10 protein-coding genes are annotated in these 12,399 nt (G+C 73.4%); 4 read left to right on the top strand and 6 right to left on the bottom strand.

Features of this window, described 5'->3' with window-relative positions; genetic code table 11:
- Positions 1-43 precede the first annotated feature (43 nt).
- The 3 genes from ACR807_RS14000 (at position 44) to ACR807_RS14010 (ending at position 2,794) form a co-directional block, all read left to right on the top strand.
- Entirely contained in the window at positions 44-925 is an 882-nt protein-coding gene (locus ACR807_RS14000; protein WP_438921722.1) for a COG4315 family predicted lipoprotein, read from the top strand.
- Between the two features lies 1 nt (position 926).
- Positions 927-2,267 (top strand): neutral zinc metallopeptidase, encoded by a 1,341-nt coding sequence (locus ACR807_RS14005; protein ID WP_438921723.1) that lies wholly within the window; start codon positions 927-929, stop codon positions 2,265-2,267.
- Between the two features lie 80 nt (positions 2,268-2,347).
- Positions 2,348-2,794, top strand: a complete 447-nt coding sequence (locus ACR807_RS14010; protein ID WP_438921724.1) for a CAP domain-containing protein — start codon at positions 2,348-2,350, stop codon at positions 2,792-2,794.
- Positions 2,795-2,850: 56 nt separating this feature from the next.
- Here the strand turns inward: ACR807_RS14010 and ACR807_RS14015 are convergent, their stop codons facing one another.
- The 4 genes from ACR807_RS14015 to ACR807_RS14030 all read right to left on the bottom strand — a co-directional run bounded on the left by ACR807_RS14015 (position 2,851) and on the right by ACR807_RS14030 (position 6,719).
- Positions 2,851-4,188: a serine/threonine-protein kinase gene (locus tag ACR807_RS14015; protein ID WP_438921725.1), complete on the bottom strand. Its 1,338-nt coding sequence runs from the start codon at positions 4,186-4,188 to the stop codon at positions 2,851-2,853.
- A 235-nt stretch (positions 4,189-4,423) separates the two neighbouring features.
- Complete coding sequence (locus ACR807_RS14020; RefSeq protein ID WP_438921726.1) at positions 4,424-5,545, bottom strand: FAD-dependent monooxygenase; 1,122 nt, start codon at positions 5,543-5,545, stop codon at positions 4,424-4,426.
- A 134-nt stretch (positions 5,546-5,679) separates the two neighbouring features.
- Positions 5,680-6,039 carry a hypothetical protein gene (locus ACR807_RS14025; protein WP_438921727.1) on the bottom strand — a complete coding sequence of 120 codons (360 nt, stop codon included), beginning with the start codon at positions 6,037-6,039 and terminating at the stop codon, positions 5,680-5,682.
- Positions 6,040-6,344: 305 nt separating this feature from the next.
- Entirely contained in the window at positions 6,345-6,719 is a 375-nt protein-coding gene (locus ACR807_RS14030; RefSeq protein WP_438921728.1) for a hypothetical protein, read from the bottom strand.
- Between the two features lie 567 nt (positions 6,720-7,286).
- Between ACR807_RS14030 and ACR807_RS14035 the strand changes: the two genes are divergently transcribed.
- The gene (locus ACR807_RS14035; RefSeq protein ID WP_438921729.1) at positions 7,287-10,661 is read left to right on the top strand and encodes an ATP-binding protein; all 3,375 of its coding nucleotides are present in this window, start codon (positions 7,287-7,289) and stop codon (positions 10,659-10,661) included.
- A 62-nt stretch (positions 10,662-10,723) separates the two neighbouring features.
- On the opposite strand, the gene ACR807_RS14040 is transcribed toward ACR807_RS14035, so the two are convergent.
- Both ACR807_RS14040 and ACR807_RS14045 read right to left on the bottom strand, forming a co-directional pair.
- Positions 10,724-11,350, bottom strand: coding sequence for a helix-turn-helix transcriptional regulator (locus tag ACR807_RS14040; protein ID WP_438921730.1), 627 nt, complete (start codon positions 11,348-11,350; stop codon positions 10,724-10,726).
- Between the two features lie 96 nt (positions 11,351-11,446).
- Entirely contained in the window at positions 11,447-12,199 is a 753-nt protein-coding gene (locus ACR807_RS14045) for a type VII secretion system-associated protein (protein ID WP_438921731.1), read from the bottom strand.
- Positions 12,200-12,399: the final 200 nt, after the last annotated feature.

Consider the following 12,399-nt stretch of genomic DNA (forward strand, 5'->3'; position numbering starts at 1 on the left):
GACGACCGGCCCCGGGTCACCATCGACGAATCGAGGAGAAACGGTGTCGTGCAGGCATGTCGCATCCCTTGTCGGCCTCGTGGCCGTCGGCGCGCTCGCCCTGGCCGCCTGTGGCTCGGGGGCGGCGGGCACCGACGGCGCGCGCCGGCAGGAGGGCGCGGACGGCAGCGGCGTCTCGCTGCTGCCGGGGACCGCCCGCTCCAACCGGGCCGACTTGCGAACCGGTGATCTCGCACCGGACTCCGCGCCTCGGGACCTCAAGGAACGCTGGGTCCAGCTGCGCGTGACACGGGCGGCTGAGCTGGACCCGGTGGTGGTGGACGGGGCCGGTATGACGTTGTACCGCTTCGACGGGGACACCGCGAGTCCGCCGGGGTCGACCTGCGGCGGTGGCTGCTCCGCCACGTGGCCGCCGGTCACCGTCGGCGCGGGCGGCAGCGTGTTCTTCACGGGTGTCCCCCGGACGGAGGTCGGTGTGGTCGAGCGCGAGGACGGCCGGTCGCAGGTAACCGTGGACGGCCGGCCGGTCTACCGGTACGCGGGTGATCGCGACCCGGGAGACGCGGTGGGCCACGGGGTCGACGGCATGTGGTCGGCCGTGGCGCCGGACGGGCGGAAGGCGGTTCCCGGTGACCGGCCACCCACCGGCACCACCTTCGTCCCCCTCGGCGAGGCGACCGGTCGGGTGATAACCCTGTTCTCCGGCAAGGACTTCGACGATTCCGGCGGCAAGTCCTCCACCGCGATCGCCGGGCCGGGGTGCAAGGACGTGCGCGGCACGTTCCTGTCCGCGGTGCCCGCAGGTCGGGTGAGGCTGTGGTCGGAACCCGGCTGCCGCGGGACGAGCGAGGTGACGGTGGGCGATGTGCGCGACCTGGCGGCCATCGGCTTCCCCGAGGGGCCCCGGTCCGTTGCGCTGGGCTGATGTGAGGACCGCGACGCTGGTGGCGGCCTTGGTGCTGGCCGGGTGCACGACTCGGGGCCCGGTGTCCGGGGCGGAGGCCCTCGACCCGACGACGGTGGCGGGCATGCCCGTCACCACCGGGGACAGCGGTGTCAAACCCGGCGCCCCCGCGCCCGAACGGCAACCGGAGGACACCGACGGCCAACGGACCGACCTGCTCGCCGCGTCGGCGGTCGCGGACGTCGAGCGGTTCTGGCGGCAGCGGTACCCGAGCGTCTTCGGCGGGGAGTTCACCCCGGTGCGGCGGCTGGTGTCCTACGACTCGCGGAACACGGCCGCTCGGCCGTGCGGGACGGGTACCGCCGGCTCGGCACACGCCTCCTACTGCCCGGAGAACGACCTCGTCGCGTGGGACAGGGGCGAGCTGTCGCGCTCGCCCGACGACATCCCGGTGATCGCGGCACTGGCTCACGCGATCGGGCAAGCCGTGCAGTCCCGGGCGGGCACCCGCGGGCGGGTGCCGCCTGCCGTGGAGGTCCAGCGGGCCGACTGCTACACCGGCGACTACTTCCGCTGGGTCGCCGAGGGCCGCTCGGATCGGTTCCGGGTATCGACGGGCCCCGGCCTCAACCAGGTCCTGACCACGTTGCTCGCCACCCGGGGCGCCGCGGGCGCCGACTCCGGCACCGGCAGGGCGCGCAGTACGGCGTTCGGCCGGGTCGCCGCTTTCCGGCTCGGGTTCACCGAGGGGTCCGGCCGCTGCGCCGCCGTCGACGCCGAGCAGGCCGAGGACCTCGGCACGCGCGAACTCCTCGGCCCGGACCGCGTGGACCCGGACTCCGGGCCGGACGACTCGGACGTAGGCGACCCGCGGGTGCTCGCCGACCTGCGGGCCAGCCTGGTGGCGGCGTTCCCCGGCGTGGCCGTGGGGTTCGACCGGGGATGCCGGGGGACCTCGCCCTCCGCGGCCTGTGCCGGCGCCGTCGGCATCGACGCGGGGGCGCTGGTGGAGGTGGGGCGGCTCGGCGACTTCGCCGCGTTGGGCGCGGTGGCGTCGCGGTACGCGGTGGTGGTGCAGGAGTCCCTGGGACTACCGGTCACGGGACTGGTGGCAGGGCAGCGGACCGCCTGCATGACCGGCTGGTGGGCGTCCTCGATCGCGAGGGGGCGCAGTGCGGGGCTGGAACTGTCACCGGGTGATGTGGACGAGGTGATGCGCGAACTGCTGGGTCGGAGCAGCCTGATCGCCGGTGATGCACGTGGCTCGGTGATCCCGGCCGGGTTCGCCCGGGTGGCAGCGTTCCGAACGGGCTTCCTGTCCGGCTCGGCCGACGCCTGCACCACCCGGTTCCCGGCGGGATGACCCTCCTCCGGGACGATCGGGCCGGCAGGGGTGCGCGGTCGGGCACGGTCCGGCCGACGGCGTCGCGCCGGGGAGCGGCGGTGACCTACCTTCTCGCCGTGGCCTCCCTGCGTGAACCGGCCCGCGAGGCGGCGGAGGACCGGGTCGTCTCGCTGGTCAACCTGGAACGTTCACGGCGCGGGCTGCCCCGGCTGGTCGCGGACGAGAGGTTGCGGCGCTCCGCGCGCCGGCACAGCGGTGACATGGCCCGCCGGCGGGTGCTCGCCCACCAGCTCGCCGGGGAACCGGACCCGTTCGAGCGAATGCTGTCCGAGGGCTACGAGGAGCCCGGCGGTGAGAACGTCGCCTTCGGCCAGGAATCCGCGGTCCAGGTGGTGGCGGCCTGGATGCGCAGCCGGCACCACCGCGCCAACATCCTCTTCCCCGACTTCGCCCGGATCGGCGTGGGGCTGGTGCTCGACGCCGCGGGCCACTGGTGGACGCAGAACTTCGGTTTCGACCCCGGCGGAAGCCGACCCCGGTCCTGACGACCCGGTGGTCTCCCCACGGGGGTCCCGGTCGCCACCGGACGCCGTCGACCGGCTCATCCCGGGGTGCGACCGGCCGAGGTGGACAGGCGGATCTCGGCGCCGCGTTCGCGGGCCATCGCGCACGCGGTCTCCCGTCCCCGTTCGCTCGGCACTCCCAGCACCGACAACCGCACCCGACGCAGCACGGACGGTTCAAGGCGGTCGAGCAGGTCGAGCAGCACGGTCCACACCCCGTCCGGCAGCACCGAACCGGGATCACCGACGGCGACGGTCACCACTGCCGGGTCGACCGGCGCACCGACCGGCACCGGCTGGTGCGGCCGACCGGCCGCGCGCAGCCACAGACCGCTGCGCATCACCCCCAGCACCCAGTGCTCGGTCACCCGGAACACGCCGGGGGCGTGCTCCACCAGTCCGGGGTGCGGCGCGCGCCACCTCCAGGGGAGGGCCGGCACTTCGCCGGGCAGGCAGCGGATCTCCCGCAGGTAGGGCATCCAGGTGGGCCTGTCGTCCTGGTCGCGCAGCACGAAGTCGAGGCAGCCCTCGCGCACGAGCGGCGCGCCGTCGACCACGGTGACGCCGACACCCAGGACCTCGGCGACCCGCCGCCCCGTGGTCACCACGTCCCGACCGTCCCCGCTCACCAGGCGGGCCGTCGCGCACAGGTCCGACGGCAACGTCGACAGGTAGGCCGCCACGTCCTCGGCGCACACCGGCGGCCCGTCCGGTACACCGACCACGACGGTCAGGTGGTGAGGCTCCGGCGCGGCCGCGTACCACTCGGAGGGGGGGAACGCCCCCTGCGGGCGCAGCACGATCCCCAGCGGGAGGTGCTCGACGACCACGCCCCCGGGGACCTCCTGCCAGGCCCCGATCGAGCCTTCCTGCCACCCCGGCGCCGGGTGGCGGGGTCCTGCCCACTGCTCGGGCTCGCCAGGGGCGCACCGCACCCACCGGCCGGGAACGCCCTCACCCCCGTCGCAGGCGAACAGGGTCTCCCCCGCGACCAGGACCGGACCGGCGGGAACGAGGAGCGTCACCCCTGTCCGCTCCGCGAGGCGGCGCCACACGGCCACGTCGACCGCCGCCAAGCCCTCCGGTGCCAGCACCCTGACTTCCCCCGGCTCCTGCCTCGCCGCCAGCACCTCGGCCAGCCGGTCGACCACGGCGGCGAGCGACACGTCCCCGAGGCCGACCACGACGGACGCGGGGCCGGGCGGCAGGTCCCGGGCGAAATCGCGCACCGACGGGTCCTCGTGCCGGGCGGACCGGATCACGACCACCGCACCGACCCGTTCGGCGACGACTTCGGGCTCCACCGCCGACAGCGCGCACCGCAGCAGGTCGGCCAACAGCTCACCCGGACCGCGCCTCGGGCCGGCTCCGATCACGCCGCGTCCCCGCGGGTGGCGCCCGGCGCGGAGTGGCCGACAACTGCTCGTAACCGGCAGGCGTCCGCTGGCCGCACGGCAGTTCTGGGCATCTGTTCTCCTGGACGGACAGCCGGCTCCACCGCTCGACGACGTGGAACCGGTACTTTGCGGATCGAGGTCGAACCTAGATCAAGAGCACGGTGCGACGAGCGTCCGCGACAGAGCGTGCCCATCAGTCGTGCCAGGTCTGCCCCTACATGCCGGGCACTCGTCGGGCGAAGGCGGCGTCGTGGCGCCTGGCACGGGCGTGCAGGCGGACAGCGGCGGTTCGCCGCTCCTGTTCGTACCAGGCGAGCGCAGCGGTGACATCGGAGCCGGAGGCCAGCGCCACGGCGAGCACGCGGGCGTCCACGACCGCCTCCGTCGGCCCTCGGCCCGTGCTGGGGCACAACGCGTGGGCGGCATCGCCGAGGAGGGTCGCGTTGTGCGTGCTCCACCGGGGCAGCGGGTCGGATTCCGTTCCGGCGTACCTGTGCACGTGCGGCGAGGCCCGGAAGGTTTCCGTCAGGTCCAGCGAGTCGAGGCCCAGGTCGCCGAAGTCGCGTTGGACGCCGACGGCGCTGACGCGCTGGTGCCAGCCCGAACCGCCCACGTGCTCACCCGCCTCGAACTTTCGCCGTGCGATCCACGCGACGAGTGCGCGCCCCGCACCGGCGGGGGCGATCGGGAACAGCGTGACGCCGCGGTGGCGGTCCCCCAGGACGACGAGCGAGTCCCCGGTCGGGAGGTTCTCGACCACGGCCGTCCCGTGCCAGGTGACCACGCCGTTGGAACCGGGGCGGCACGCCCCCGGCGCGACAGCCCGCCGCACGACCGACCCGACGCCGTCCGCGCCGATCACCAGGTCGGCGCAGGCCACCTCGGTGACACCGCGGTCCGTGTGCGACAGGGCCACTTCGGCGGGCCCGTCCAGCCGGGATGCGCACGCGACCACCTCGGCGGACGTGGTGAGCGCGTCCGGCCCCAGCCGGGCACGCACCGCGTCGGCGAGGACGCTGACCAAGTGCTCGCGCCGCACCGAGAGCTGCGGCCACGGGAAGCCCGCCGAGCGGCCGAGCGGCTCCTGCCGGACCAGCTCGCCGGATGGGCTGTAGTGCTTGACGCTGCCGGGTGTCACCGCACCGGTCACGACCTGGTCGAACAGGTCGAGTTCGATCAGCTCGCGGACCGCGGCGGGGCGCAGGACGAGCCCCGCGCCGGTGCTCCCGGTTCGATCCCCCGCTTCTACCACGCGGACATCGGTGATCCCTGCGGCGTGCAGGCTGATCGCGGCGGCGAGCCCACCGACGCCACCGCCCGCGACGAGGACTTTCACGGAGTGGCGCTCCTCTCGCGGCGACTGTCTTGGCGGTGTTGTCCGACCACGCGAGCGGCTGCACCCACATGCCGGTGGTGACGTGCTCGGGACGCGCGCCGAGCCTGCGCGGCACCTCGCCCCAGCGCACCCCGTCAGTAGGGCGTGACGCTGTGGGAACCGAAGTCGGGCCCGGTCTGGACGAGCGTCTTGTGGGGGGACGGGAGCATGGTGATCACCGGCGAGTACAGCAGGATCTCGCTGTTCTCGCGGAAGAAGGTGAGGTAGAGGTGCTCACCGTGCTCGGCGGGGAATTCGAAGCACCCCCCGAACCGCACGGTCGGGCTGATGTAGTAGGGGTCGAGGAACGTGACCTGCACTGAGTAGTCGCCGTCGTTGCACACCATGAACATGGTGCTCTCCTCGGCGTTGGCCGTGCCGGTCGGACCGACCACGCCGGCGAGGCTCAACACGAGAGCCACCGCGATCGAGGCGACGCGCCTGGACAAAGACATCTTCAGTTCACTCCTTGAGCCGGTGACGCGAGGCGCAGCGGGAACCCGTTCCAGCTCTCGATCAGCGTGTTCCGGTACAGCGCCTCGGCGTGCTCCTGTCGGTGGGCGTGAAGCCGTGCACCGACCACCTTCACGACTGCTGCGGCGAACCTTCAACCCGTCCGGGTGCTCGTTGCACGTTGGGTTGTGCGCGCCTGCCCGAACGAGACGAGCCACGCGTGACCACACTCCTGTGTGGACCGCAGACGCGCAGGGCCGCCCACCGGGGTGCGGGCGACCCTGCTTGCCGTCGGGACGGACCACCGTCAGTAGGGCAGCTTGCCGTAGACGGCGTAGGAGGCGTCGGCCCAGGTCTGGACCAGCGTGCGGCCGGAGGGGTAGGTGCGGTCGAGGGTGCTGGAGAACCGGTAGCCGGTCCACGTTTCGTAGGACACGTAGAACGGCTCGTCGGTGACCGCGGCGATCTCCACGCACTCACCGGGCGCCACCGCGTAGGTCGACATGTCGCCGCGCCACGGGAACACCGCGGCCGCCGAGTAGCCGGAACCGTAGTTGCACAGCTTGAACGCGGTCGACGCCGCGTTCGCAGTGCCGGTCACACCCACCATCGAGAGGAGACTGAGCACCACCCCGGCGGCGAGGGCCACGGCGGTCGACTTGATTCGCTTCGAGAACGTCATGTGCGGCGGACTCCTTGGTCGAGAACAACTCCGGGTCGAGAACAACTCCGGACGGAACAACGCAGACTTTTTCCCACCCGGCCCGGGGCGACAAGGAACAAACCCGGTAGGTGCGCCTTGTGCCGCACCCGGTTGCCCGAAAGGCACCGTCTTCGACACCCGCGGAGCGGGGGGCCGGTCGGTCCGGCGGCGCGGCCCCGGTACGCCGATGCCCGGTGGCGATCCGGAACACGGGTCGCCACCGGGCATTTCGGACACCTGGTCACACCTCGACGGCGAGGGGGTGGTTCACCGCGGTCGGCTTCAGGCGTCGGACCGAATGAACGCACCCCGCCCGGAGGAGTACAACGCGACGTCGGACGGGCTGCCTCCTCGGGCAGGTCGCCGTGCCCCGCCGCGCCGTCCGGGGGTGTGCCGGGCCACTGAACCGGTCTCCTCGTTTTGTCGAGTTCACCGCGGGTGCCAAAGTCGATATCTCCCGTTAATGCTTCCACCCCGGCCGACCATTAAGCTCCGAGATTCCCCTGCACCGAACCGTCGTCCGCCGTCGAGCCCCCTGGACGAATCATGCCTGCTGTCGAACGGCTGTCCGCAGAATTCCTCGGCCCGGTGCGCGCGCTCCTCGGCGGGACCGAGGTCGACCTGGGAGCCGCCCGCCGCCGAGCCGTCTTCACCGTCCTCGCCCTGCGCGCCGACCAACCGGTGGCCCTGGACGACCTGGTCGCCGACGTGTGGGGCGACCGGCCACCGGCCAACGCCGAGGCGTCCGTCTACACCTACGTCTCGGGCCTGCGGAAGCTCCTGGAACCGCACCGGTCCGCCCGCTCGGCACCCGAGGTCCTCGTCTCCACGGGGGCCGGCTACGCACTGCGCCTGGGGCCTGAGGCGACGGACGTGGCGCGGTTCGAGGCGCACCGCGGGCGGGCCGACTCGCTGGCCGCCGGCGCGGCGGTGAAGGAACTGGACGAGGCGCTGTCCCTGTGGCGCGGTGAGGCGCTGTCCGGTGTGCCCGGTCCGTTCGCCCAGGCCCAGCGCGCCCGGCTCTCCGAGTTGCGGCTGGTGACCGCGGAACGGCGCGCCGAGCTGGCGCTGGGGCTGGGCAGGCACACCGAGGTCGTGACCGCGCTGACACCGCTGGTCGTCGAGCACCCGCTGCGGGAAGGGCTGCAAGCGCTGTTGATGACCGCCCTGCACGCCGCGGGCCGGCACGCCGAGGCGCTGGAGGTGTTCCGGAACACCCGCAGGGTGCTCGCGGACCAGTTGGGCATCGAACCCGGCGCCGAACTGCTCGAGGTGTACCAGCGGCTGTTGCACGGGATCATCGCGCCGGCCGCCCCGCTGCGCGCCACCATCCCGGTGCGCAAGCCGCCGTCGCCGCCGAACGTGGCCGGTCGGCAGCGCGAGCTGGCGGTGCTGCGCGGCGCGCTGGCCGACCTCGGCGAAGGGCGCGGCGGCAGCGTGTGGGTCGAGGGCGAGCCCGGGATCGGCAAGTCGGCCCTGGTGGCCGCGCTGCTCGCCGAGGCGGTCGGGCAGGACCGGCCGATCGCCTGGGCCGAGGGCGACGAGCTGGGTGCGCGGTTCCCGCTGCGCCTGCTGCTGGACTGCCTGGAGGTGACCACGACGTCGACCGACCCGCGTCGCGCGGCGGTGGCCGAGGCGTTGCTGGAGAGCGGTGTCGCTGATCCGGAACTGGAGGCGGTCGGCAGGTTGGTCGACCTGGTGACCGAGCTGTGCCGGAGCGGCCCACTGGTCCTCGCCGTGGACGACCTCCAGTGGGCCGACGAGTGCAGCGCGTTGGTGTGGGACCGGCTCGTCCGGTCGACCCGCCGGCTGCCGCTGCTGCTGGTCGCCACGTACCGCCCCGTGCACTGCCGGGATGACCTGGACCGGCTCCGGGAGGCCGTGCGCGGATCGGGCGGCCAGGTCCTGCGGCTCGCCCCGCTGCCGCAGGAGGCGGTGGTCGAACTCGTCACCCGCCACCTGGCGGCGACGCCGTCGGAGGGCCTGCTCGCCCTGGTCGACCAGGCCGGCGGCAACCCGTCGTACGTGATCGGGGCCGTGGACAACCTGCTGGGGCGCGATGCGATCCGGGTGCGCTCGGGCGTCGCCGAGGTGGCGGTGGAGGAGGACGACGCGACGTGGCGGGCGGGTGCGGTGCCCGCCGACCGGTTGGACTTCCTGTCCGCCGACGCGATCGAGGTGCTGCGCGCGGGATCGCTGTTCGGCGTGGAGTTCGCCATCGGTGACGTCGCGGTCTTGGTGGACCGACCGGTGTCCGAGCTGGTCGCCCCGGTCGAGGAGGCGATGTCGGCGGGCGTGCTGGTCGAAGCGGGCCCGGAGTTCGCCTTCCGGCACCCGCTGGTGCGGGACAGCCTGTACGGGGGCATGCTGCACCCGGTGCGCGCCGCACTGCACCGGCAGGCCGCCCAGGCGCTGGACTCCGCGGGCGCCCCGGCGTTGCAGGTCGCCCGCCACCTGGCCTCCGCCACCATGGACGCCTGGAGCGCGGCATGGGTGGCCGACAACGTCCGCGAGATCATGCTGGTGGACCAGGAGCTGACCGTCGCGCTGGTCGACGCGGCGGCCGATCGGCCGTCCTTGAGCGAGGCGCAACGCGACCGGCTGACCTCGTGGACGGCGTGGTTGAAGTTCTGGCAGGGCAAGCGGCCGGAGAGCGAGGCCAAGGCCGTGCTCGCCCGGACCAAGGACGCCCACCTGGCCGCGGAGATGCGCTGCGTGCTGGCGATGCTCTACCTCGGTGAGGGCCGGGTCGAAGCCGCGGCCGGCACGCTGCGGGTCGCCGTGGAGAACGAGGCGACACCCGAGCCGTGCCGGACGCGCCAGCAAGCGCTGCTGGCGGACGTCCACCGGTCCGGGTTCGCCGACCTGGAGACCGCCGAGCGGCACGCGCACGACGCCATCAGCCGGGCCGAGCAGTCGGCCGACGGGTTCGCGATGAGCCACTCGCTGCGCGTGCTGTGGCAGATCAGCACGGCCCGGCGCGACCACGTGGAGGCGCTGGCCCAGGTCGACCTGGCGCTGACCATGATCGGCGACCCGCAGGACGTGCACGAGCTGCGGCCGGTGCTGCTGGAGAACCGGGCGTTCACGCTCCAGCAGCTGGACCGGCTGGACGAGGCCGCGCAGGCGCTGCGGAGCGCGCGCGCCAGGGCGCGCAGGGGCCCCAGCGCGACGTTCCTGCGCGTGTACACCGCGGTGCACGAGTTCTGGACGGGCCGCTGGGACGAGGCCCTGACCGGCCTCGGCCACGCGGCGGACGTGGTCGGCCACCTCGGTGCGCAGGGGCACGGCCCGGCTCTGCTGGTGCCGGGCATCGCGGCACTGGTCGAGGCACGCCGGGACCGGCTCGACGAGGCGCGGGCCCACCTGGCCGCGGTGCCGGACCAGCCGGTGGTGCTCGTCGCGGACCAGGAGCACGCGGACTTCCTGCTGGCCGCGCGGGCGTACGTCGCCGAGTGCGGGGGCGCGGACGTGGCGGAGGTGTTCGCGCACCTGGAGCCGCTGCTGTGCGACCGGCCGGGGCACCTGACGCTGCGGCACCAGTGGATGCCCAACGCCGTGCGGTCGGCCGTCTCGGCCGGTGCGCGGGAGCTCGCCGAACTCGCCTACCGGGTGTGCGCGACCGAGGCGGCGCGGGAACGGGTGCCCGCGCGGGCGTTCGCGGCCGAGGCGCGCTGCCGGGGGTTGCTGCGCGGCGACCCCGAGCCGCTGCGGACCGCGGTGACCCGGTACCGGCTGGCCGGGCGTCCGGTGGAGCTGGCCGAGGCGCTGGAGGACTTGGCGGTGGTGCTCGTCGGTGTCGGTGAACGCGCCGACGCCGAGGCCGCCTGTCGGGAGGCGGTGGCGGGCTACCGGGCGCTCGGAGCGGTGCTCGACGCACGCCGGGCGGAGGAGAGGCTGGTCAGGGCGTTGACCGGGTGATCCGACCCGGGCGTGGGCGGTGTTCGCGCCGCCCACGCCGCACGCGGGCGCGGCTCACCGGATCAGATGAGGCCGGAGCGGACGGCGTACGCCACCGCGTGCGGCCTGTTGCGCAGGTTGAAGCGGGTGGTCACGCCGTGGATGACGTTCTTCACGGTGCGCTCCGAGTAGGACAGCCTCACCGCGATCTCCGCGGTGTCCAAGCCCTCCGCCATCATCCGCATCACCTGCTCCTCGCGCGGCGTGAGCCGGTTGCGCGGCGTACCGCCGTCCGCCTCCAGCAACTGGCACTGCAACCGCTCCAGGTCCTTGAGCAGCACGCCGATCAGGTTGGGTGGCATGAGCCCGTCACCGGCCGCCGCGGTCATCACGCTGTGGATCAGGCGTTCGCTGGTGGCCGCGGCCTTGGGCAGGACGGCCACCACGCGGCACTCCAGCGCCGTCGGCAGCTCCGACTCCTCCAGGTCGGCCACGACCAGCACGACCGGCGTGCCGATCTCGGCCGCCGCCCGCCGCATCCCGGCGACCACCTCCGCGGTCAACCGGTCCACGGCGACCACGGCCACCTCCGCGAGGTGGCGCTGCTCACCGGGCAGCAGCACCACCTGCGGGTGTGCCTCGAGGTGGCCGACCAGCCCCGCCAAGCTCAACGGGTCCGCCGCCTGAACAGCCACTTTGACCTTGCGCACTGCTGCCTCCGAATGACTCCTGTTGTCCTGGGGAGAGTCTGCGCGATGGTCACCACATGCCGTCTGAAGCCGATCTACACGCGTTCTCCAGAGTCCTCACGAAGATGAAGAACGGTCCTGACCAGCAGGAACCTCCGGAATTTCCACCTCGGTGACGACCGGACCCCTGTCGGCGGTGCCCGCGACGTCGTCCGCGGTGCCCACGGTGTCGTCCACCGCGGTGCCCGCGACGTCGTCCGCAGCCGCACTCGCCGGCGGCACGTCCCAGGGCACCACCTCCAGGGTGCGGCCGTCGCGGAACTTCTCGTAGGCCGCGGCGACGTCCTCCTCCGTCATGACGTGGGTGCGCCGCATGAAGTCGCCCAGCAGGCGCGCCGAGGCGGGACCACCGGGGTTGAACAGCACGTCCACCCCGTCGGCCAACATGACCACCAGGTCCGACAGGTCGATCCGCTGCCACTCGGGGGAGAACACCCGGCGCCGGTTCACCTCGGAGGTCGCGATCACCACGCACGGCACGTCATCCGGGGAGCGCATGACCAACGGGCGCTCGTCACCGTTCATCGCGACGTCGAACAGCGAGTCGCGCAGCAGCAACTGGAGCTGTTCCGCTTCGGCCTCGCCCTTCATCAACAGGCGGAGCACCGCGTCCAGCGGGTCGGTCGGCGAATCGGGGTCGGACGGCACGTACGACGGGTTCGCCCGGAAACGTCCCACTTGTCCCTCGGGCTCGACCGGCCACAACCCCACCACCGCCTCCAGGGGCGGCGCCTCGTCCTCGCTCTCCGGCTGCCAGGTCGGGTCCATCAACAGGAACCAGTTCTCGGTGTCCGCGTCTGCGGCGACCATCCCACTCCTCCTTCGTCGCGGCGCGCCGGGATTCGGCGGCCGATCGTTCCCCGGTTCCACCCCCGGAACCCGCAGGGCCAGTTCAGCGGATCGTCGAGCGCTCCGGTCCGCAGCGCCCACCCAGCGGGCCCCATCGGGCACCCGAGTCTTCCCCAGTGGCCAGGGGACGGGCATTCGACGGGGGCCGCGGCACGGTCGGC

It is taken from the genome of Saccharothrix sabaoui, from assembly GCF_051756985.1.
Lineage (GTDB): Bacteria > Actinomycetota > Actinomycetes > Mycobacteriales > Pseudonocardiaceae > Actinosynnema.